Raw genomic sequence first — 21,858 nt, forward strand, 5'->3', positions numbered from 1 at the left:
GTAATTTAACTACCCCCGTCCCCTTATCGCCCAGTCCCCTTATCGCCCTTATCGCCGGAGCTCGCGGCTCACACTCGAGATGTCCATGCCTAGGATTGGATACTGGTGATGGTGCTGCAGAGCGAGTATTTTCTACTTGGCCAGCCTGTCGAATCGAAGCGGCAGAAGCTTGCGAGGATAGGCACTGAAGTGGGTGGCAATTCAAAATACTCCCAGATTCTCAAAGTTGCCCGCGTATATGTTGCTGGCCATTTGAGGGTGTCATTCAGTACCGAATTGGAACTGGCGCAATAAAGGGGAATTGCAATGTCTCATCATAAAAGCGTCCGGCTGCTGTCGGATGCGTCGTTTCGTAATCTTTCGGATTGCTTGGGTTTTGCCCTAAATTCCGAGGGCAATCTGATGCTTTGTGGCACTTTCGCCCACAACGACAGCAAGGTTAGCCGGATAGCACTTTCGCTCTCTGGTGCGCGCGAATGGGAAGTGCAGTGGACGTTGGAATCATATGGGCTCGGATTGCAGGTTGAGATAGACCAGTTGTTTATCGAGCCCGAAGGATTGTTCTACGATGTAGACCCTAAACCAGGCAGTTTGATCGTCAATGACCTAGGTTTCTTTGTATCGGTGAAGCACGGTAGGCAGGATGTCATTGAGGCTTTGTCTGTGCATGACGGATCTGCTGGGCGGCTGGGTGCTCAACACAAGCGATATACGGACAAGTGGTCGGTGTATGGCTACAAGGGCGGTGTGCTGGTTTTGGAGCACCATGTGGATGTGACGCCAAAAACAGTGGCTTGATTTATCAACATTCTACGTATCTAATCTGCACACTCAAAGTAACCGCTCAATCAAGCCGCGCTCGCGAGAGTAGCGGCTTTTTGTTGCCCGGAGCACGGCATGTCAACCATCCAAACCGGCGCCGCCATCGTCGAGCAGACCATGGTGCACTTGCTGCCGTCCAAGTTCGACAGCTTCAGAGCCTCTGCACTATGGTCCTTGGGGCAAAAGCTGCGTGAAGCGATCGATGAACGCATGGCCGCTGGGCGCGGTGAGTGGGGTGATGTCAGCCTCCGTCTTGAGCGATTAAAGCCTCAGCTGCTGCGCGGCCAGCAACCTTGGCATCGTCAAGGGCCTCACCGGCGATACTTCGCTCAATCGGACATTCGCCGTCATCTACAGGTTCGCCCGAGACCGATGGGTCGGTGACGGACCATCTACCGCTGTATCCAAGGCCTTTGGGTCCAGATGAAATGAACTCCCATGCCCTGACCTCATACTTACCGATCTTGAAGAAGCTCATGCGTGATCCCTATCCGGTTCAGTGGTGCCATGGTGATAGCGCCCGGGGCCTAATCGCAACCGGGGTGCATGACATGAGTAACGATATCGAGCAGCCCCTAGCCTTGATAGCTACGTTAGTAGCCGGCGATCGCTGGTTGTCGGCGGACGCATGCGCAGTCTTCATGGGTATGGTTACGCCTGAAGGCAAGCCGAATCGCCGCGGCTTCCTTGAGCGTGTCGCGTGCCGGCCGGACTTTCCCAAGGCCAATCCGGTGACGCGGTCGTGGAAGAAGTCAGAGGTGGACGACTGGGCGAATGAGCAGCGTCGCCATATTTGACTGGAGCGAAAGAAGGCATCAGGTAGAGATGCTCTCACACGCTTTCTCATGCCCGGCAGTAAACGCCTCTTCTGCGGAGTTATAGCGTGCGCCTTCTCGTATTTTGATTGGCGGCAGACCATCGATCGCCACCTCTTCAAGGCTAAACTTGGTAGCGTCATTGCTTACATATACGGTGAGCATGTAGACGATGCCGTTGTGTCGGCCCTCACGAACAAGTATGCGTACGTCTCGATAGTCGATCATGCGTGAACTCCCTAATGTTTGGTGTGCCGATCACGTATCCGCTTTAGAGCTTCGGCCCCATGGTCTTTGGATCGAAGGCTGCGCCAGCCGCCAACCATAGCCGACACCAAGGCGACTACTCCAAATGCAAAGAACACTAGCTGCAAGCAGCCCGGTGTCGGCGCGCTGTGCCGACGAAGCAGCATGGTTAGGCCGATCATTCCAAGGCGGTCCATGGCGGAATCCTTGTTCGATAGCATCGTGTTGCTAACGTCAGGGCCTAGTCGCAACTGGAGGCTAGGCTGCCATCTGGGCGTTCATACAATGCCCCATGCAACTCAGCAGCCCCAATTGCCTAAAACTTGCTCCGCTGGACTAGGCGGGACATGCCACCACCACGCGATAATTTTCCAAATCGCGTAGACCCACACCCCGCCGATCAGGCTCCAAAACTGTAGCCGAGAGAACCACTTCGCGACTTCGGCATTCGCACGTGTCCGCTCTGTCAAATTTGGCCTTTTAATTTCGCGCAGCCCAGCCACGATAGGGTTTACAAGCGATGCTGCGGTTAGTTCAATTTGCGCATGATTTGCAGACAAGATCCGGTGGATCCGAGTGATCGATAAACAACCGAGCAAGATGCTGATCGCCCAGAGGATAATTGCAACTACCGCCATCGAGTTGAGTGCAGTTCGCGGCAAGCTGTCCAGTTTCTGCAGGGCATATCCTATCGACGCGCCTGCAGCGGCCATTAGGAAGTAGGTGTACTTCGATTTGCTTTCGTTATAAAAAGTTGCCAGCGCGTCCGCGCGGCGGATCAAATCTGCGTGTATCGCCCGATTGACAGCTTCAGCGTCTTCCAAAGCCATGTTATCCCCCTAGCTGCGGCTCGCCGGTTTTGGTCGGTCTCGCCACGAGTCACTAGTTCATGCTCGAAATGCTTGTTTGCGTAATCGTTAACCTGTAACAGTTCATTCCTTCGAATGGGCGTTTGCGATGCGCATAGACTGCCGAACTTTGCTTGCTCGTCGATATGACGTGATGCCGGCTGGTTCAGCCGCTGTGATGCTGTTGACGAGAGGTCGTTTTAAGCGGCTGCGCCGGCTCTTGCGCCGGGACCTGGACAGTGCCAACAGGCGGGGCTGATGGCTCTGCGAGGGGAGCGGTGAGTTTGGAATCTGGCGGTCCGAAATGAATCCAAGGCCCGACATAGTGCCAAACGGCGGCGCTACCAGTCAGAAGCGCGCCGACGGCTAGGCCAACGCCCGCAATGCGGTGTCGCCATTTGACGAGATCGTCAACTTTTTTACCGAGATCGGTGACCTGGGCGCCTAACGTGGTCATCTGGCTGATCGACGTATCGATTTTTCCCTCGACCTTACCTGCGGAGGCTATCTGGTGTCCCACGCGTTCTTCCAGGGAGGCCAGTTTCTCAATCACCCTTGTGAGCATCTCAAGGTTGATGTGTCCGTTCATCATCCCTGCGAAGGATGCCCCCGGTGTTTGCGCTGTTTGATCGAGCGAAGGTCGAACCGCTTCAGGCTCTTGCTCGGTCATACGCTTTCCCAATTTAGCTTGAGCCACTCCCAGATATCGTTAGGAGCACGCCCATAGTAACCCGATAGCGCTGCTACTAAGGCATTATCGGCGGATCCATCTGAAATGCTGAGCCTGTCCGAAAGGTCCTTACTTGTCCCTGTGAACTTAACTAGGTATTCACCACGCGGCAGCTTGTAAAATTGACCGGGCATGACTTCTGCCAGCTTTGCAGCAAGCGCGTCTGCTTTACCTGTAGGCACTACCAAAAAAGTCGCCATGTAGACCCTGCTTCCTATGCTCCCCCCGCACCCGGCGAAGTATGGTGATTGGTAACCGCGTTATCAATGACCTTGCGGTAATGGACCCCGCTGAATTGGGGGCCAAATTGGACGCCCCTCGCCTTGACCTATCTCGGGCTCCACGTGGATACCCTATCCCCATAACCGGCTCCGAAGCCCACCAGCTCTTCTCCCCATCGCCGAGGTGGCATGACGCTCCCGTTCGCGCGCCACGTGTCCTTTCAGGCAGACCGTGGCGCTTGATGGCTACGCCCTATCACGCTTGATGGCCACTATCCGGCTACCTGCCCGTAATCCATCCAGGTAGTCTGCCCACGCCTGCATCATGCGCTTGCGCTCGTCCAGGTACTGGGCAGCATGGGTGTACGCCTCACGGACTTTGTTTGGGCAAAAGGGACGGGGGTAGTTAACTGGCTCACGCCTCTGAGGCCATTGAGTAGTTATCTCGTGACACCCGCCCATTTTACGAGCAGGCAGAGAATAAGCCTGGTTTTTACAAACAACTCATTCCAACGGGTTTCATTGGGGATATTCGCGTCATCTAGACATAAAAAAACCTGCCGCGCGGCAGGTTTTTTCTAGTTCTTGAGGATCGCCTTTGGCGTCCTCGAACCCTTACGTGGTACCGGTGATAGGACTCGAACCTACACGACATCGCTGCCAGTGGATTTTGAGTCCACCGCGTCTACCATTCCGCCACACCGGCACGTAAGCCGCACATTATGCATAGTTCAGTGGACGGGGTCGAGCCCCAATTTGCGCTCCTGGCGCTCGTAGTGCTGATCGGCGTCGACCGGCTTGAAGACGGCGCAGCGGGTCATCTGGCCGGAGTAGATATGCAGGCTGACGGCCACTTCGTCGGTGGGGTTGCGGATGGTGTGGTACTCGTGCGGTGGGATCAGGCTGCCGGCGGAGCCGGGGCCGGCCTGGATCGAGCCGACCGGCTGGAAGCGCCAGTGGCCTTCTTCGTTGGCCAGGCGCTCGTACTGCACTACCTCCAGCGCGCCGCTCCAGACACCCTCGACGCACCACATGCCGTCGTGGTCGTGGATCGGGGTGCCCTGGCCGGGGCCCCAGGTCATCGCCACGACGCAGTAGCCGTGCTCCTCGCTGCAATAGAGCTCGCGGCGGGCGTAGCGACCTTCGGCGGTTTCGAACACGCACTCGGGGAGCTTTACTTCCTTGCCGCGGATGAGCTGGCACAAGCTGTTGCGCAGGCTGTCGGTGATGGCCGGGGTCGTGTCCTTGACCACGGCGGCGTCGATCGCATCGATGAGTTTGCGACAGCCTGGAAATTCCATAGTAAGCATGGTGGTTCTCGGGGGACGACGGATGCGGTGGCAGTTTACCAGTCTGCGGAAAAGCCTGCGTTAGGCCTTAAAGCTGAGCCAGAAACCCGCCCATCGCCCGACTGTAGTTCTCGATATCGACCAGGAAGGCGTCGTGGCCCTGGGGGGAGTCCAGCGCGACGAATTCGACCCGCGCTCCGGCCGTTTCCAGCCCCTGGGCGATCTGCTCCTGCTGCTCCAGCGGGAACAGGATGTCCGTGCTGACGCCGATCACCATCGCCTGCTCGATACGGATGCGCTTGAGGCCGTCCTGCACGTTACCGTTGCCGTACTCTGCCATGTCAAACCAGTCGCTGGCGCGCGACAGGTAGAGGTAGCTGTTCGGGTCGAAGGTGTGCACGAAACGGCGTGCATGGCCTTCGAGATAGGACTCCACCTCGAACTCCAGGCCGAACGGATCGTCGTCGCGCTCTTCTGCGTTCAGCCGGATGCGGGCGAAGCGGCCGTTCCACTCCATCGCCGAGCGATAGGTGATGACGCCGAGCTTGCGCGCGATCGCCATGCCGGTGTCGGGATAGCGTTCGTCGGTGTAGAGCCCTTCGTTCCAGTTCGGATCGAGTCGGATCGCTTCGCGTTGCAGCGAGCGGATCGCGATGGCGAAGGGCTGTGCCTGCGGCGCCGTATCGACGCTGATGTGCGCACGTACGCTGCCCGGATGCAGCAGCATGTAGGCCAGCGCGCTCATGCCGCCCATCGAGCAGCCGATCAGGCAGGCCAGTTTTTCGATGCCCAGGCCGCTTACCGCTGCATGTGCTGCGTTGGCGACGTCTTCCAGCGACAGCTCGGGAAAGCTCAGGCGATAGGCGCTACCGGTAGCCGGATCGATCGACGCCGGGCAGGTCGAGCCCTTGTCGCTGCCCAGCGAATTGACGCAGATGACGAACCAGCGATTCGTATCGATGGCCTTGCCTGGGCCGATCATCGCTTCCCACCAGCCGGGCGAGGGGTCTTGATCGTTCGATGCGGCATGCGCACTGGGCGAGAGGCCGGTGAGGATCAATACAGCATTGTCGGCGGCAGCGCTGAGTTTGCCCCAGGTTTCAAAAGCGACCTGCGCGCCATGCAACTCGCCGCCGCGCTTCATGGCAAAAGGCGAGGGCAGTTTGTGGTAGCGGCGCGCGTCGTTCATCAATGAACCTTGTCGATGGTGATCTTGATCGGAGTCTTGCTGGCCACGTCGACCACGCCGGCATCGCCTTCGAGGTCGCCGCTCTGCGCGATCGCCTGGCCGCTCTTGCTGATGCGGGCGCCGACGAACACACGGCTGGCGGTGGACAGGCGCAGCTGCGGGGCCATCGCCATGGCGTCCGTCAGTGTGACATGCATTGGCCAGGCGGCCGGCGCGAGTTTGGCGACGGCCAGCGGCATGGGCGGGCCTTGTTCGGCACGCGCATAGACGAACAGCGCGTCGCCCGGCGCCAGTTTGTTTTTCAATGCGGGCGAGAGGCTGACTTCGACTTGCAGCGCAGGGCCGTTGGCAGCGGCGGTCGATGCCGAAGCGGGCTGGGGGCCGGCGCGCGATTCGGCGGCGACAATCTGTTGGGCTACGGCCTGCGCCACTTTCGAGCTGGGATCCAGCAGCGGTTGCAGCTTGCGCCAGGTGGCCGCGGCCTCGGCGAATTGATCGTGCTGAAACTGGCTGATACCAAGCAGCCACAGACCGCGTTGATTGTCGGGTTCCAACTGCACCACGTGTTGCAGCAGTTCCAACGAGCGGCCGTCGATCAGGTGGTCGCTGCGCTGAATCGAATCGGCCTCGGCCCAGCCAACCATGGCGGCGGTGTTGTTGGCATCGAGGTCGAGCACCTTGCCGTAGGCATCGCGCGCTTCGCTACCCTTATGCATCGCACTATAGGTCTGCCCAAGCAACAGCCAGCCCTGTACGTCGTCCGGCTTTTGCACCAGATGCTGCTGCAGCTCGGCCACGGCCTGATCGATATTGAGTGGCGCCTCCTTGGGCACGCCGTTGAGCGCGACAGGCGTGCCGACCACGAGATACAAACCGACGGCAGCCAGCGGCAGCAGCAGGGTAATGACCAACGCCAGCACGAAAATCCGGCGAGGATAGCCTTCGCCGCGAGCGCGGCGAATCATCGGAACCAGAACAAGTGCCAGCGCCACGACAACCATCGCAGTGGCGATGGCATAGAAACCGAATATCACCAGTCGTCCCCTTGGTCGATCGTAGCCGTGTCGATCGGCGTGCCGGCGCGACTGCGCTTGCGCACGGTAAACACCACCACGCCCGCACCTGCCAGCAGTATCGCCAGCGGCCCGAACCACAGCAGCAAGGTGCTTGCCTTGACCGGTGGGTCGTACAGCACGAAGTCGGAATAACGGTCGACCAGATATTGCTTGATCTGCGCGTCGCTCTTGCCGGCCTGCATCTGCTCGAACACTTCGTGGCGCAGGTCGCGCGCGAGATCCGCGTTGGAATCGGCCAGATTCTCGTTCTGGCAGACCAGGCAACGCAATTCGCTGGTCAGTTTCTGGAAGCGCACTTCTTCGGCGTGATCCTTGAACGGCAGCGGATCGATCGCCTGCGCGGCAAGCGTGCCGCACATCAGCAACAAGGCAGCGCAAACGATATGACGCAAGGCGCGCATCACGGCTGCTCCTTCGCCAATGCGGCGATCGCCGGCTTGAGTTCCTTGGCGATCACATCCGGCGTCAACGGGCCGATGTGCTTGTAGCGGATAACGCCCTTGCCATCGACCAGAAAGCTTTCCGGCGCGCCATACACGCCGAAGTCGATCGCCGTGCGGCCTTCGCGGTCGACGATGATCAGGTCGTACGGATTGCCATGCTGGGTGAGCCACGCCTTGGCGTCTTCCGGTGCATCCTTGTAGTTGTAGCCGATCAATGGCACGCCGATGTTCTTGCCGTCGGCCATCAACACCGGATGTTCTTCACCGCAGGCGACGCACCAGCTGCCGAAGACATTGATCAGATAAGGCTTGCCCAGCAGCGTGTCGCGGCTGACGGTTTGCGCGGGATCGTCCAGCTTGGGCAATGCGAAAGCAGGCGCCGGCTTGTTGATCAGCGGCGACGGCACTTCGCGCTGGTCGTGCTGCGTGTTCCACCAGATGCCGAAGCCGAACAGCACCACCAGCAGCAGGAAGCCGAAGAAGGGAATCAGCCGACTCATGCCTTGGATTCCTGCAACGGCGATGCCTTGGTGGTCTTGGCGGGTGCCTCCGCACGGCTGGCGCGGAAACGGCGCTCGCCAGCACTGACAAAGCCACCCAGCATCATGAACAGGCCACCGAGCCAGATCCAGCGTATGAAGGGCTTGTGATAAAGCCGCAAAGCCCACGCGCCTTCGATGCTGTTCGGATCCATAGGCTCGCCGAGCGCCACATACAGGTCGCGGGTAATGCCCGGATCGATCGCCGACTCGGTCTGAATCTGCCCGCGCGAATACATGCGTTTCTGCGGATGCATCACGGTGATCGGCGTACCGCTGCGCGACACGGTGACCGTGCCCTGGTCGGCTTTCCAGTTCGGGCCTTCGGTTTCGCGCACGCCATCGAAACGGAATTCGTAGCCGCCGATTACCTGCGTCTCACCAGGCGCCATGCGCACATCGCGCTCGACGCTCAAGGATTCGGACAGCAACACGCCGGCCAGGAAAATACCCACGCCAAAATGCGCCAGCAACATGCCGGCCATTTCGGCTGGGTAGCGGCGGCCACGCGGCATCTCGCGCCAACGCTTGAACACATAAAGCAGCGTGCCGACACCGGTCCACACCGCCGCGGCAACGCCTGCCGTAGCCTTCGCGTTGCCGTCGGTAACGAGCGCGGCAACGATGGCGCAGGCGATCGCGGCAAGGCCCGCACGCCACAACACCTTCTTGAGCGTGGGCATGTCGCTCTTGCCCCAGCGCAGATACGGGCCGAACGGCAACAGAAGCACGACCGGCAGCATCAGCAGGGTAAACAGGAAGCCGAAGTAGGGCGGCCCGACCGAGATCTTGCCCAGGTTCAAGGCGTCGCCGATCAACGGAAACAGCGTGCCCAGCAGCACCATCGCCGCGGCGACGGTCAGCATGAGGTTGCCGATCAGCATCGCGGTTTCGCGCGAGACCAGGGCAAATGCCTTGCCACCGGCGACCTTGGGCGCGCGCAGCGCATACAGCAGTAGCGAGCCACCGACGACGACAATCAGGAAACAAAGGATGAAAAGCCCGCGGCGCGGATCGGACGCAAACGCATGCACCGAGGTCAACACGCCCGAGCGCACCAGGAAGGTGCCGAGCAGGGACAGCGAGAACGCAAAGATCGATAGCAGGATGGTCCACGCACGCAAGGTGCCGCGCTTCTCCGTGATCGCCTGCGCGTGCACCAGCGCCGCGCCGACCAGCCAGGGCATGAAGCTGGCGTTTTCGACCGGATCCCAGAACCACCAGCCACCCCAGCCCAACTCGGCATACGCCCACCAGCTACCGGCGACGATGCCGGCCGATAGGAAGCCCCAGGCGATATTGGTCCACGGTCTTGCCCAACGTACCCACGCCAGTTCGAGCTCGCCGCCGAGCAGGGCCGCAATCGAGAATGCGAACGCCACCGAGAAACCGACGTAGCCCATGTAGAGCACCGGCGGATGGAACGTCATACCGGGGTCTTGCAGCACGGGATTGAGATCGCCACCGTCCGCCGGCATCGGCAACATGCGCAGGAACGGGTTGGACGTGAACACGATAAAGGCGAGGAAGCCGACCGCCACCAGACCAAGCACGCCGAGCACGCGTGCGACGAATACCTCAGGGAGATGACGGCTCAATGCCGCCAACGCCACCGTCCACAGGTTGAGGATAAAAATCCACAACAGCAGCGAACCTTCGTGCGCACCCCAGACGGCGGCAATGCGGTAATACCAGGGCAGGGCCAGGTTCGAATTGTCGGCCACATAGCGCACCGAGAAATCGAAATGCAGGAAGGCGCTGACCAGGATGAAAAACGCTGCGGCCACGAACACGGCTTGCCCCGCAGCTGCGGGACGCGCCACAGCAATCAGCGCGCGATTGCCGCGCCAGGCGCCGATCAGCGGCAGCACGCCCTGCGCCAGGGCGAGCAGCATGGCGAGGATAAGCGCGAGTTGGCCGAGTTCTGGGGTCATGATTACCGGGACTTGAAGGAGGAAAAACGCATGACGGAAGGGAAAAGCTCAACCATGTGAATTCCGTTCGTGAGCAGGTCGGTTCATGCTATTCGCCTTCGGGTCGCGCCGCGTTGCCACCCAAGCCGGGCTTGCCCTGATGGGCCTTGGCCATGGCGTCCTTCAGTTCCTTGGGCATATAGGTTTCGTCGTGCTTGGCGAGCACTTCGTTGGCGATAAAGCGCGCGTTATCCATATGGCCGGTCGCGATCACTGACTGGTTGTCGCGAAACAGATCCGGCAGGATGCCGGTGTATTCGACCGGCATGTTGCCGCCGGCATCGACCACCGTGAAGGTGACCTTGAGCGAATCAGGGCTGCGCTGGATCGAGCCCGCCTTCACCATGCCGCCCAGGCGGAACGTCTTGTAACGGGTGGCTTCGCCCGACTGAACCTGGCTCGGCGTAAACAGGTAATTCATGTTCTGCTGCAGGGCGAACACGATCAGGGCGACCGCGACCGTTGCCGCGGCGACGACGAGAAGCACGATGATAAGCCGACGTTTGCGAGTGGGATTCATGGAGCGCTCGTTGGGGGCTTCGCGTTACGACGAAGCCGATGGAGTACGGGGCGTGCGTTCCTGCCGCGCAGCCTGACGCGCAAGGCGCGCACGCAGTTCGCGCAGGTTGCGGCGGCGGCGCAGGGCGGGAGCGATGAAGTCCGCGATCAGCACGATAAAAAACACGGCATAGGCCGGCCAGACATACGCGGCGTAACCGCCCATGGCGAAGAACGCATTCATGCGCGCGCCTCGCTCTCGGCGATCTGGCGTACCCAGTCCTTGCCGCTTTCCATCGCCAGCAGATCGGTGCGTGCGCGGCCGAACAGGCTGGCGATGTAATAGAGCTTGGTCGCGGCCATCATCGTCAGCAGCGGCCACAGCATGCTGCCGACCATCTTCGATGGGCCGAGCAGGCGCACGGTGGAGCCCTGATGCAATGTGTTCCACCAGTTCACCGAGAAGTGCACGATCGGTACGTTGATCACGCCGATGATCGCCAGGAACGCGGCAGCGCGTGCGCCTTGGCGGCGATCTTCGAAGGCGTGATACAGGCCGATGACGCCCAGGTACAGGAACAGCAGCACCAGCTCGGAGGTGAGTCGCGCGTCCCAGGTCCACCAGGTGCCCCACATCGGCTTGCCCCAGAGCGAACCGGTGACCAGGGTGATAAAGGTGAACGCGGCGCCGATCGGCGCGGACTCCATCGCCACGACCTCGGCCAGCTTGACGCGCCAGACCAGGGCGATGAATGACGCTATCGCCATTACAAAATAAATAAAGAGACTCATCCAGGCGCACGGCACGTGGATGAAGATGATCCGGTAGGCATCGCCTTGCTGATAGTCGGCTGGCGCAAGCACCAGGCCGCCATAGAGCGCCAGCGCGGCCAGCACGACTGCCAGGGCGATGGCCCAGGGGCGCACGATGCCGGCGAAGCGATAGAAGATCGGTGGCGAACCGAGCTTATGTACCCAGAGCGGGATCCATTTGGCCATACGGTCAGGCGTCCAAGGCTATGCGGAGTGCAATGGCACAAGCCAATGGAGCCAGTACCAGCGCCAGAACCAGTCCGGCACCCAGCCAAGCAATCGGCGCTAACCACGGCAGCCCTTGTTGTGCCGCGGCGACAGCACCGGCGGCAAAGATCACCACCGGCACGCAAAGCGGCAGCAGCATCAAGGCCAGCAGCATACCAGAGCGCCGCGTACCGGCCGTCAGCGCCACCAGCACCGCGCCGAGCAGGCTGAGCAGGGGCGTTGCCAGCAATAACGCCAGCATCAAGACCGGGATGACAGCGTTCGGCAGATGCAGCATGCCGGCCAGCAGCGGCGAGATTACGATCAGCGGCAGCGCCGTGGTCAGCCAGTGCGCAAGAATTTTCATGCCGAGCATCAGCGCCAGCGGTTGTGGCGCGACGACCAGTTGCTCCAGCGAACCGTCTTCGATATCGCTGCGGAACATGGCGTCGAGCGCCAGCAGCATGGCCAGCAGCACGGTGACCAGCACCACGCCGCCGGCAATGCGTTGCAGCAGCGTGTCTTCCGGGCCGAGGGCGAACGGAAACAGCGTGGCGACGATCAGCGCGTAGAGCACCGGCATGGCGATGTCACCGCGGCGACGCCAGGCGAGGGTGAGATCGCGGCGCAGGATGGCCGAGCAGGCGGCGGTCAGGGAGGGGCGGGTCATGAGAGCGCCTGGGCGAAGAGCGCCCCTTCACCCAACCCTCTCCCCCGGCAAAGCCAGGGGAGAGGGCTCAAATAGGCGAAACCTCGAATCTTGCCCAACGCTGCTCCCTCTCCCCTGGCTTTGCCGGGGGAGAGGGTTGGGGTGAGGGGGGCTCTCGCACGCAACTCACCCATGCAACCGAATCCGCTTGGGCTCGCCACCCACAAAACTCACCGCACCATGACTGGTCACCAACACCGCACCACCTTGAGCCACCTGCTGCTCGATCAACCGATTGACCAGTTCGATGCCGTGACGGTCGAGATTGGCGTAGGGCTCATCCAGCAGCCACACAGTTGCCGGCACGATCAGCAGTCGAGCGAGCGCAGCACGCTTCTTTTGCCCCGCGGACAAACGTCGGGTCGGCTCGTCTTCATAACCTGACAAACCCACGGTGGCGAGCGCGGTTTCTGCCTGCATCCCGTCGCGGCATCCATACAGGCCCACCGCTGCGGCGAGATTTTCGCGTGCGCTCAAATCAGCCTTGAGACCCAGCTGGTGCCCTAGAAAAAGCACCTCGCCCGCACAAAGATCCCGGTGCCAGGGCGCGTCTCGCCAACGCAGCTCGCCTTCATCGATATGCAGCAAACCGGCCAGCACGCGCAGCAACGTCGTCTTGCCGCTGCCATTGTCGCCTTCGACCAGGGCGACTTCTCCCGCGTGCAGGCTGAAGTCGAGCGGGCCGAATACAGGCTCGTCCTGCCGATAAAACGACAGGGCGCGTGCTTCGAGCAATGGAGTGGCAGTGGTCATTCCGTCGATTGTCCGCAATGGCTGGCGCGCTTGTCCATGCGGCGAGCTGCCGCTCAAAGGATGCGCAGCATGGCGGGGCCAGCGGCTTTGCCATGGACATAAGCATTCTGCCGATAGCGACGGGCGTAGGTATCCATCGTTGTCGTGTCCGGACCGGTCGCGAACAGGCTCGCCTCACGCCAGGAGCTACCCACACCTTCAGCCGCGACGATGGCCTCGCAGCAGGTTTTCAGCTCACTCAGCAGGCGATGCTGCGCATCACGATTGTCCGCCCGCGATCGGAGTTCGGAGTGCGGGTTCCAGGCGGTCAGCACGCTCCAGCAATCCGTGCCGACCAGGGCGAGCAGTTCTGACGGCAGCGGCGCATCGATGTGGATGGCTGCCCAGCCGCCACGCGCCAGGCGCACCCGATACGTGGTGGCCCGGTACGCGGCGAGCAGGGTTTCATCCATGCCGCAATTCGGGCAGTGGAGGCAGGGTGGCGAGCAAGGTCGACACTGCAGCATCCAGATTGACGCTGGCCGCTTCGGTCGAGCCGCGCAGCAATTGCTGCAGCAATTGATCCTGGGCGCGGCCGCGCTCGAACGCGTAGGCGTAGGGCAGATGGGTAAAGGTGACCATGCGATAGCGCGCCATGAAATGCTGCGGCGCGCGTTCGGCCAGTAAGGCGCCGAGTTCGCGCTTGGCCAGATAGTGCGGATCGGCGACCGAGTCGCGCATCTCCACGTAATTCTCCACCGCCATCGCGGCAATCGCGTTGGCGTTGGGCTGGCGAATGCGCTGGAACTGGCCGAAGACACCGGCGGTGTCGTGTGGCTGCTCGGCCAGCAGGTCGGCCAGGACCACCGTGTCTTCGAAGCCGCAGTTCATGCCCTGGCCGTGGAACGGCACGATGGCGTGGGCGGCGTCGCCGATCAGCAGGGCGCGGCCGTCGATATGCCAGCGGTCCAGATAGAGCGTCGACAGGCTGCCGACCGGATGACTGTCATAGTCCTCGGCGAAATCCGGGATCAGGGGCAGCAGGTCGGGAAAGTCATCGCGGAAAAACGCTTCCGCTTCCGTGGCGGTCGGCAAGGTGGCAAAGCTGGGGTGCGGCCCCTGGGCGGGCAGGAACAGCGTGACCGTAAAGCTGCCCTCGGTATTGGGCAACGCAATGCACATATAGCCACCGCGCGGCCAGATGTGCAGGGCGTGCGGCTCCAGTGCGAACTGGTCGTGACCGCCGGCTTCGCGCAGCAAATCGGCCGACAGTTTTGAGCCGGGCGGGATTTCCAGTTCCTTGTACGCGTGGCCGAGTGCTTCGACGCGTTCGCCCAATGGCGAGTAAGCATTCATGGCCATGCGCAGCGCGGAGCCCGCGCCGTCGGCGCCGATCACGATCGGCGCATCGATGTCGCGCTGTGCGCCCTGTTCGTTGATCAGGCGAATACGGCCGGTGTCGAAATCGGCGTCATGCAGCGATTGCCCGAAATGCAGCCGCACACCAGCCGCTTCCGCAGCATCGAGCAACAGCATGTTCAAAGCGCCGCGCGATACCGACCAGATGACCTCGCTGTCGTCCACGCCATAGCGCTGCAGGCCCGAACGGCCATCGCGCGTATGCACCATGCGACCGCGCATCATCACGGCGCGTTGCATGACCTGATCGGCAAGGCCGGCGGTGCGCAGTGCCTGCAGGCCGCGTTCGGCCAGGGCCAGGTTGATCGAGCGCCCGCCGATAAAGCCAGCTTTGCGCGGGTCGGGGCGTTTTTCGAAGACATCGACCGTGAAGCCACGGCGCGCCAGTTGCTGGGCCAGCAGAGCGCCGACGAGGCCGCCGCCGATAAGAGTGATCGATGCTTGCGCCATGCTGCGACCCGTCAGGAGAATCCGTCCACTTTGTGCAAGGCGAGGCCGTTACGCAAGAGGTTGCATTTGCAAGTAATCGGGCCTTATTGCCAGATAAGGCAAGCGCGATGCCGCGAAGCAGCACGTGTTGTGCTGCAACGGTCTGTTACAGGTATCGCGACCCGTGTAGCGGCGATCAGCCGGGCTTCTTGGGACCGGGGCGGTTGGCGGGGTTGGCCGGATTGGTCTGCGTCGCCACGTCCAGGAAGCCGCGCTGCATCGATTTCCAGGCATCCATGTTGCGCTCGGTCAGCTCGTTGAGCATCGACCACGGGGTCTGCCCAAGCAGGCTATTGAGCTGGGTGCGGAATTGCTGCTGCTGGTCCAGGAACACCTGCAGACTGCGCTCCAGATAGGGGCCCATGAAGCCCTGCAGCGAATCGCCGTAGAAACGGATGATCTGGCTGAGGAGCTGGGGCGACAGCATCGGCTGCCCCTTTTCCTCATGCTCGGAGATGATCTGCAGCAAGACCGAGCGGGTCAGATCCTCGCCGCTCTTGGCGTCGCGGACTTCAAAGGTTTCACCGTCCAGAACCAGCTGACGGACTTCTTCCAGCGTGATGTAGCTGGAGATTTCCGTGTCGTAGAGCCGGCGGTTCGGATACTTCTTGATGGTGCGAATTGTTTGTGCCATGCGTCACAACCTAACAGAAGGTATTGCGGCGCACCAGTCGCTTACATGAAATTTTTGCTGCACCCGGAGGTGCAGCAAACCTGTATACAGCAAGTGGTATTTCAGTGGCCTACGGCACCGCCGGCGCTGCCAAAAGGCGGCTTCGCCAGCCAAAGCAGCGGAATCAGCGCCAGGAACAGCACGGCGCACACCCAGAACACATCGTTGACCGCCAGCGTGAGGGCCTCGCGTGTGACCAATTGGTCGACCAGTGCCAGTCCGGTTTTTCCTGTCGCGCCCATCTGGGAAAGCTGCTGCAGAAAGCTGGTTGCGCCCGTCGAGGCGGGGTTGACGCTTTCGGTCAGCACGGCGTGGTGGAATTCGCCGCGGTGCTGCCACAGCGTCACCGAGGCCGCGGTCGACACGCTCGAGCCCATGGTGCGGCAGAAGTTGGCCAGGCCCGAGGCGCTGGCGATGTCTTCTCCGGGCAGGCCGGACAGGTAGATCTGGTTGAGCGGGATAAAGAAGCAGGCAATACCGGCGCCCATCACGAAGCGCGGCAGCACCAGCGTGGCGAACGAGGCGGAGCTATCGAAGCTGGCAAACCAGTAAGAGGTACCCGCGAAAATCATGAAGGCCAGGGTGACCACGGCGCGCAGTTCGAGCCGGTTGATATTGGCGCCGATCACCGGCGCCATCAGGAAGGCGAGAATGCCCACCGGTGCGGTGGCCAGACCGGCCCAGGTCGCGGTGTAGTTCAACGTGGTCTGCAGCCACAGCGGAAACACCACGTTGATGCCGAAGAACGCCATCATCCCAAGCGATAGCGCGGTAACGCCGACAGTGAAGTTGCGTCGCTTGAACAACGACAGGTCCACCACCGGATGCTTGGCATGAATCTCCCACACAATCAGGAAGGTCAGGCAGACCAGCGCCGTGATGCCCAGCGCCAAGATCATCGGTGAGGCGAACCAGTCGTTGTCGTTGCCGTTGTCCAGCATGAATTGCAACGAGCCCACGCCGACCACCAGCAGGAGCAGGCCGATGGCGTCGATCGGCGTGCGCGACGTCTTGGTTTCCCGCTTGCGCAGCAGGGCCCAGGTGATCACTGCGGCGAGCAGGCCGACCGGCACGTTGATGTAGAAAATCCACGGCCAGGAGAAGTTGTCGGTCAGCCAGCCGCCCAGGATCGGGCCGAAGATCGGCGCCACCACCACGGTCATTGCCCATAGCGCCAGCGCAATGCCTTGCTTGGCTTTCGGATAACTCGACAGCAGCAAGGTCAGCGACAACGCCACCATCGGACCGGAACCGGCGCCCTGCAGCAGACGGCAGATCACCAGCATCGGCATGCTGCTGGCCAGGCCGCACAGCATCGAGAACACCACGAACAACAGCACCGAGGCGACGAAGGTCTTCACTTCACCGAAGCGCTTGGCCAGCCAGCCGGTCAGCGGCTGCATGATCGCGCTGGCCAGCGCGTAGGAGCTGATGGTCCAGGTACCTTCGCTGGAGCTGACACCGAGGCTGCCGGCGATATGCGGTACGGCGACGTTGACGATCGTCATGTCCAGCACCTCCATGAAGGTGCTGAAAGCCACGGCGATCGTCAGCAGCACCAGCGGACCGCCATGCAGCGGTTTCAGTGGAGCGGCTTCGTTAGGCGTTGAGGACATGATCGAGTGCCGTCAGGGAAGGGGACGAAGGAATGGCGAGACGGGGTGGTTACCTCAGTTCGCGCTTGCTGCCTTGCCCAGATTGGCTTGAATGACCTGATCGGCCTCCGCGTCCGCCTTGCTTGCCATCTGATCGTAGACCGAGGTCTGCGCCAACGGCTTGTCGGACGGGGCTTGCGCCAGGGCCGCGCCGTGGTCGTCGGTGATGTCGATGGTGACTTCGGTCGACAGGCCCACGCGCAGCGGATGCTTGTCCAGGTCCTGATCGTTCAACGCGATGCGTACCGGCACGCGCTGCACGACCTTGATCCAGTTGCCGGTGGCGTTCTGCGCCGGCAGCAGCGAGAACGCGCTGCCCGTGCCGGCGCCCAGGCCGATCACCTTGCCGTGGTATTCGACACTGCTGCCGTAGACGTCGGAGACGATCTTCGCCGGCTGGCCGATGCGGATGTGGCGCAGCTGGCCTTCCTTGAAATTCGCATCCACCCATAGATCGTGCAGTGGCACCACGGTCATCAACTGCTGGCCGGGTTGCACGCTATTGCCCAGCTGTACGCTGCGCTGCGCGACATAACCGCTGACCGGCGCATAGATGTCGTTGCGCTGGGCCGCCACCCAGGCAGCACGAAAATTCGCGCGCGCCTGTTCCACGGCCGGGTTGTTGACGACCTGGGTGCCTTCGATCGACGCGTGCGCGGCCGAGGCCTGGGCCTGCGCGGTGACCAGCGAGGCGCGTGCCTGATCGACGGCGTCGCGCAGATGTTGAATGTTTTCCGGCGCTTCGGCCTGTTCGGCGATCAGCGGCAGGCGACGCTTGAGATCCGCCTCGGCCTTCTTCAGGTTGATCTGCGCGGTGACGACTTGCGCGTCTGCGCTGCTGGCCGAATCGGTCTGCTGACGGACCTGGCGCACCGCCTGGGCCAACTGGCTGCGCGCTTGGCGCAGGCGTACGTCGGCATCGGTGCTGTCGAGTTTTACCAGCACCTGGCCAGCTTCGACACGCTGTGTGTCGTCGGCAAAGATGGCCACTACGGTGCCTGGCACCTGGGTGGACAACGCGACCTGATTACCACCGACATAGGCGTCGTCCGTGGTTTCGCGCTTGGAGAACACAAACAGCCACAGCAACAGCCACGTGAGCGCGGCAAGGATAAAGACCAGGGCGACGATCAGCAGCGCGCGACGGCGCTTGCCCGGATCCTTGGCAGCCAGGCCGCTGTCGTTATCGTCCGTGGGCTTGGCGGTGGATTCACTGGCGCTCATGGGCGGCGTCTCCGGAAGAGGTGGAAGGCGTGGAAGTGGAGGCTGTCGTGTCGGATGTCTGGCGATAACCGCCACCGAGTGCCTTGATCAGGCTCAGATCGGTGGACAGTGCCTGCGCATGCAGGCTGACGGCATCGTCCTGTTGCTGCAGTAGCTGGGCTGTCGCGGCGAGTTGTTCGCGTGCGTCGCGCACACCTTGTCGGGCGCGCGCTTGTGCTGTGCCGACCAGACGCTGGTTGGAGTCGATCTGTTTGGTCTTTTCCTGGCGACGCGCGGCCAGTTGTTCCGCACCGAGCGCCTGGGTGGCGACGTCGCGTGCCGCATCGGTCACCGTGCTGTTGTACTGCGCGATCGCTGCATCCAACTGTGCACGACTTACGCCGTAGGCGGCTTGCAGGCGGCCACCTTCGAAGATCGGTAGGTGCAGGGCGGGGGTCAGGCCGAAGACGCGACTGCCACGCGAGAAGATATTGCCGAGATCGCCGCTGCCGCCACTGGCCAGGCCCGGGATATTCGGACCGCCCTGGTTGGTGCTGGACAGGCCGACCATCGCGCTCACGCTGACGTCGGGATAGAACTGCGCGCGTGCTTCATCGGTCTGCTTGAGCGCCGACTCGACCTGCCAGCGACTGGCCGCGATATCGGGGCGACGCGCGACCAGATCCAGGCGGGCGTCATCGGGCAGGCCGCTCTTGATTTCAGGTAAGGGCCGCGGCGAAAGCGCCGGCAGTTCCGCCTGTGAGACGCCGAGCAGGGCGGCCAGTGCAGCGAGACGAATCTTGCCGGAGCCGTCGAGCGCAACCCGCATCTGGCGCGTGGCCGAGAGCTGGCTTTCCGACTGTTGCACGGTATCGGACAGGTCCACGCCCTGGCGTACGCGCAGCTGCGCGATGCGCAACAGACGCTCCTGCGTGCTTATCGCCTGATCGGCGAGCTGCAGGCGCGCGTGATCGGCCAGCCAACCGAAGTAAGTATCGGCAACGGCATTTTGAATCGTCAGTGCGGCGGCACTACGTTGCGCTTCGGCGGCGTGCGCCTGATCCAGCGCGGCCTCGATGGCGGATTTTTTCTTGCCCCACCAGTCGAAATCGTAGTCGAACTGCACGCCGAGATCGGCCTGGTTGTACCAGGTGAAACCGAGGAACTGCGGCGGAATCATGCCGTGTTCGCTCAGGCGTTGACGCGTGACTTGTGCGCTGCCGTTGATGGTCAGTCCCGCTTGCGCGGCCGCGACGCGCACGTTCTGTTCGGCGTTCTGTACACGGGAATGCGCCTGCGCCAGATCGGGCGATTGTTTCATCGCCAGTTCGATCAGGTTGTCCAGCTGCGGGTCGTTATAGACCTTCCACCACTGCGCATCGGGCCAGCCGGCACGATTCGTGGTCTGCAGGCCGGCCAGTGGCACGTCGTCGCGTAGCGTCGGATGCGAGATCTTGGCCGGTATCGCACAGCCGGCTAACAAGGCGGTCAGCGCGGCGGCGAGTATCCAGCGCGTGGATGTCGTCGGAGCTTGCTTCATGATTGGGCGTCCGCGTCCAGATGATCGAGATTGACCGCCAGTTTGCGTAGCAGGCGGCTGAAACTGCGTTTTTCGGTGTCGCTGAAACCGACGAAGACTTCCATCAGCTGGGGGAACATCGGCGGCAGCATCTTGCGTACGAATTGTCGCCCCGCCGGGGTGATGCGGATGGTGACGCGGCGTCGATCTTCCTTGCTGTTCTGCCGGGTGATCAGGCCGCGCTTGACCAGCGCATTGGCGATGCGTGTCATGTTGGTCGGCCCCTGCGAAGTGAATTCGCACAGTTCACCCGGTGTCGACGTTCCATCGGGTCGACTGAACAGGATATTGAGCGTCATGAACTCGCTGTCGTTGAGCTTGTGTGGCTTCAGCTTGCGAGCGAGCTCTTCTTCGACACGCGCGCCGACCAGCCGTATCAGCCGCGCGATGGTGGCTTCACAGGCGGGCAGGTCGGGGATGTTTTCTTTGATCTGCGAAATGCCCTCGTCGAGCATCAGGATGCAGGGGTTCAACTTGGTCATTTCATCAGAGCATAGTTCACCGGTGAAATAAAACGATAGCAACAGGTGTCGCTGGAGGGCAAGTGCCGGTGGCTTGGCTACCTTGTAGGAACGGCTTCAGTCGCGATCCGCGGTTCATCACGGTTGGTCGCGGCTGAAGGAACCTTGAAAAACCTCAGTTTTTGTCGTCATCCCGGCGAAGGCCGGGATCCATTCCTCAGTCGTCGTTTGTCAGGTGGCTCGTGGCAAGCATTTGCGCTGAGGGGTGGATTCCGGCCTCCGCCGGAATGACGAATAGGGAAGCTTTTTAGAGGTTTCCTGAAGTCGCTCCTACAAGAAGCTAGGGGCTTGCGGGATGTTGAACAGTTTTGTTGCGTTGGCCGAGGTCGCGGCAGCTACGCTCTCAGCGCTTTCACCGCGCAATTGCGCCACGGTCTCCAGCACTTCAACGAGAAAAGCAGGCTCATTGCGCTGCCCACGATGCGTCGCCAGCGGCTGGTCCGGCGAGTCGGTTTCCAGCAGCAGATACTCGATCGGCATCTCCGCGACGACACGACGCAGGCGTTGCGCCCGCTCATAGGTAATCGGACCGCCGATGCCGATGCAGAAATCCAGCTCGAACAACTGACGCGCCTGTTCGATGCTGCCCGAGAAGCTGTGCACCACGCCGCGCAATCCGCCGCTGCGTCGCAAAGCCAGTGTCACTTCCTCCAGTGCCTTGCGGGCATGCAGGATCACCGGCAGCTGCATGTCTCGTGCAATGTCCAGCTGGCGATGAAAGTAGAAGCGCTGATCATCGGCAGAGAGACCCTCGACAAAGAAATCCAGGCCGATCTCGCCGACCGCCACCGCGCCGCCGTCGGCCAGCCAGCCGGGTAGGGCATCCAGATGTTCGGGACGATGTTGTGCCAGGAACATGGGGTGCAGGCCATAAGCGGGGTGCAGACCGGGGTGGCTGTCGCAGAGCTGTCGGATCTTCTCCCAACTGGGCGCGTCGACACCGGGAATGATCTGCGTGTTGACACCGGCGTTGCGGGCACGCGCGATGGAAGCGTCACGGTCGCTATCGAAACTGACGTCGTCCAGGTGTACGTGCGTATCGACCAGGGCATGCATAGGTGCGTTCGTTTGGCAATCGTTCAAATGGAAATAGCGGATTCGTATCACGTTCTGTCAACGGCAGCTGGCTGTTAATGTCGCGTGTCGGTTCGGTCTAGCCCGTATTCAGT

26 protein-coding genes and 1 tRNA gene are annotated in these 21,858 nt (G+C 61.7%); 3 read left to right on the forward strand and 24 right to left on the reverse strand.

Annotated elements, in window-relative coordinates; genetic code table 11:
- Positions 1-306: 306 nt before the first annotated feature.
- From QMG46_RS13280 to QMG46_RS13290, 3 genes are all read left to right on the forward strand, one after another.
- A complete protein-coding gene (locus tag QMG46_RS13280; RefSeq protein ID WP_281848306.1) occupies positions 307-798 on the forward strand; it encodes a hypothetical protein in 492 nt (163 codons plus the stop codon).
- Between the two features lie 99 nt (positions 799-897).
- On the forward strand, positions 898-1,206 hold the full coding sequence (locus QMG46_RS13285) for a hypothetical protein (protein WP_281848307.1): 309 nt from the start codon (positions 898-900) through the stop codon (positions 1,204-1,206).
- Between the two features lie 167 nt (positions 1,207-1,373).
- Positions 1,374-1,619 (forward strand): hypothetical protein, encoded by a 246-nt coding sequence (locus tag QMG46_RS13290; protein ID WP_281848308.1) that lies wholly within the window; start codon positions 1,374-1,376, stop codon positions 1,617-1,619.
- Positions 1,620-1,637: 18 nt separating this feature from the next.
- On the opposite strand, the gene QMG46_RS13295 is transcribed toward QMG46_RS13290, so the two are convergent.
- The 24 genes from QMG46_RS13295 to QMG46_RS13415 all read right to left on the reverse strand — a co-directional run bounded on the left by QMG46_RS13295 (position 1,638) and on the right by QMG46_RS13415 (position 21,745).
- Positions 1,638-1,865 carry a hypothetical protein gene (locus QMG46_RS13295; RefSeq protein WP_281848309.1) on the reverse strand — a complete coding sequence of 76 codons (228 nt, stop codon included), beginning with the start codon at positions 1,863-1,865 and terminating at the stop codon, positions 1,638-1,640.
- A 317-nt stretch (positions 1,866-2,182) separates the two neighbouring features.
- The gene (locus QMG46_RS13300; RefSeq protein ID WP_281848310.1) at positions 2,183-2,713 is read right to left on the reverse strand and encodes a hypothetical protein; all 531 of its coding nucleotides are present in this window, start codon (positions 2,711-2,713) and stop codon (positions 2,183-2,185) included.
- A gap of 184 nt (positions 2,714-2,897) precedes the next feature.
- Positions 2,898-3,401, reverse strand: coding sequence for a hypothetical protein (locus QMG46_RS13305; protein WP_281848311.1), 504 nt, complete (start codon positions 3,399-3,401; stop codon positions 2,898-2,900).
- Positions 3,398-3,661 (reverse strand): hypothetical protein, encoded by a 264-nt coding sequence (locus QMG46_RS13310; protein WP_281848312.1) that lies wholly within the window; start codon positions 3,659-3,661, stop codon positions 3,398-3,400. The genes QMG46_RS13305 and QMG46_RS13310 overlap by 4 nt, the downstream gene beginning before the upstream one ends.
- A gap of 641 nt (positions 3,662-4,302) precedes the next feature.
- Positions 4,303-4,388: transfer RNA gene (locus tag QMG46_RS13320), tRNA-Leu, on the reverse strand.
- A gap of 25 nt (positions 4,389-4,413) precedes the next feature.
- On the reverse strand, positions 4,414-4,992 hold the full coding sequence (locus tag QMG46_RS13325; protein WP_281848313.1) for a cysteine dioxygenase family protein: 579 nt from the start codon (positions 4,990-4,992) through the stop codon (positions 4,414-4,416).
- A 67-nt stretch (positions 4,993-5,059) separates the two neighbouring features.
- Positions 5,060-6,160 (reverse strand): homoserine O-acetyltransferase MetX, encoded by a 1,101-nt coding sequence (locus QMG46_RS13330; protein WP_281848314.1) that lies wholly within the window; start codon positions 6,158-6,160, stop codon positions 5,060-5,062.
- Positions 6,160-7,194, reverse strand: a complete 1,035-nt coding sequence (locus tag QMG46_RS13335; RefSeq protein WP_281848315.1) for a tetratricopeptide repeat protein — start codon at positions 7,192-7,194, stop codon at positions 6,160-6,162. Before QMG46_RS13335 ends, QMG46_RS13330 begins: the two co-directional genes overlap by 1 nt.
- Positions 7,191-7,637: a cytochrome c-type biogenesis protein gene (locus QMG46_RS13340; RefSeq protein WP_281848316.1), complete on the reverse strand. Its 447-nt coding sequence runs from the start codon at positions 7,635-7,637 to the stop codon at positions 7,191-7,193. The genes QMG46_RS13335 and QMG46_RS13340 overlap by 4 nt, the downstream gene beginning before the upstream one ends.
- On the reverse strand, positions 7,637-8,179 hold the full coding sequence (locus tag QMG46_RS13345) for a DsbE family thiol:disulfide interchange protein (RefSeq protein ID WP_281848317.1): 543 nt from the start codon (positions 8,177-8,179) through the stop codon (positions 7,637-7,639). The genes QMG46_RS13340 and QMG46_RS13345 overlap by 1 nt, the downstream gene beginning before the upstream one ends.
- Positions 8,176-10,152, reverse strand: a complete 1,977-nt coding sequence (locus QMG46_RS13350) for a heme lyase CcmF/NrfE family subunit (protein ID WP_281848318.1) — start codon at positions 10,150-10,152, stop codon at positions 8,176-8,178. Before QMG46_RS13350 ends, QMG46_RS13345 begins: the two co-directional genes overlap by 4 nt.
- 88 nt (positions 10,153-10,240) lie before the next feature.
- Complete coding sequence (gene ccmE, locus QMG46_RS13355; protein WP_281848319.1) at positions 10,241-10,711, reverse strand: cytochrome c maturation protein CcmE; 471 nt, start codon at positions 10,709-10,711, stop codon at positions 10,241-10,243.
- 24 nt (positions 10,712-10,735) lie between these two features.
- The gene (ccmD, locus tag QMG46_RS13360) at positions 10,736-10,933 is read right to left on the reverse strand and encodes a heme exporter protein CcmD (protein WP_281848320.1); all 198 of its coding nucleotides are present in this window, start codon (positions 10,931-10,933) and stop codon (positions 10,736-10,738) included.
- Entirely contained in the window at positions 10,930-11,688 is a 759-nt protein-coding gene (locus tag QMG46_RS13365; protein WP_281848321.1) for a heme ABC transporter permease, read from the reverse strand. Before QMG46_RS13365 ends, ccmD begins: the two co-directional genes overlap by 4 nt.
- A gap of 4 nt (positions 11,689-11,692) precedes the next feature.
- Positions 11,693-12,379, reverse strand: a complete 687-nt coding sequence (gene ccmB / locus QMG46_RS13370; RefSeq protein WP_281848322.1) for a heme exporter protein CcmB — start codon at positions 12,377-12,379, stop codon at positions 11,693-11,695.
- Positions 12,380-12,544: 165 nt separating this feature from the next.
- Positions 12,545-13,171: a cytochrome c biogenesis heme-transporting ATPase CcmA gene (ccmA, locus tag QMG46_RS13375; RefSeq protein ID WP_281848323.1), complete on the reverse strand. Its 627-nt coding sequence runs from the start codon at positions 13,169-13,171 to the stop codon at positions 12,545-12,547.
- 53 nt (positions 13,172-13,224) lie between these two features.
- Positions 13,225-13,623: a DUF3293 domain-containing protein gene (locus tag QMG46_RS13380; RefSeq protein ID WP_281848324.1), complete on the reverse strand. Its 399-nt coding sequence runs from the start codon at positions 13,621-13,623 to the stop codon at positions 13,225-13,227.
- Entirely contained in the window at positions 13,616-15,019 is a 1,404-nt protein-coding gene (locus tag QMG46_RS13385; protein ID WP_281848325.1) for an FAD-dependent oxidoreductase, read from the reverse strand. The genes QMG46_RS13380 and QMG46_RS13385 overlap by 8 nt, the downstream gene beginning before the upstream one ends.
- 175 nt (positions 15,020-15,194) lie before the next feature.
- Positions 15,195-15,692, reverse strand: coding sequence for a polyhydroxyalkanoate synthesis repressor PhaR (gene phaR / locus QMG46_RS13390; protein ID WP_281848326.1), 498 nt, complete (start codon positions 15,690-15,692; stop codon positions 15,195-15,197).
- Between the two features lie 101 nt (positions 15,693-15,793).
- Complete coding sequence (locus QMG46_RS13395; RefSeq protein ID WP_281848327.1) at positions 15,794-17,347, reverse strand: DHA2 family efflux MFS transporter permease subunit; 1,554 nt, start codon at positions 17,345-17,347, stop codon at positions 15,794-15,796.
- A gap of 54 nt (positions 17,348-17,401) precedes the next feature.
- The gene (locus QMG46_RS13400) at positions 17,402-18,610 is read right to left on the reverse strand and encodes an HlyD family secretion protein (RefSeq protein ID WP_281848328.1); all 1,209 of its coding nucleotides are present in this window, start codon (positions 18,608-18,610) and stop codon (positions 17,402-17,404) included.
- Positions 18,597-20,129 carry an efflux transporter outer membrane subunit gene (locus QMG46_RS13405; protein WP_281848329.1) on the reverse strand — a complete coding sequence of 511 codons (1,533 nt, stop codon included), beginning with the start codon at positions 20,127-20,129 and terminating at the stop codon, positions 18,597-18,599. The genes QMG46_RS13400 and QMG46_RS13405 overlap by 14 nt, the downstream gene beginning before the upstream one ends.
- Complete coding sequence (locus QMG46_RS13410; RefSeq protein WP_281848330.1) at positions 20,126-20,650, reverse strand: MarR family winged helix-turn-helix transcriptional regulator; 525 nt, start codon at positions 20,648-20,650, stop codon at positions 20,126-20,128. Before QMG46_RS13410 ends, QMG46_RS13405 begins: the two co-directional genes overlap by 4 nt.
- A 309-nt stretch (positions 20,651-20,959) precedes the next feature.
- Positions 20,960-21,745, reverse strand: coding sequence for a TatD family hydrolase (locus QMG46_RS13415; protein ID WP_281848331.1), 786 nt, complete (start codon positions 21,743-21,745; stop codon positions 20,960-20,962).
- Between the last annotated feature and the right edge of the window lie 113 nt (positions 21,746-21,858).

This window comes from Dyella sp. GSA-30, assembly GCF_027924605.1.
Lineage (GTDB): Bacteria > Pseudomonadota > Gammaproteobacteria > Xanthomonadales > Rhodanobacteraceae > GSA-30.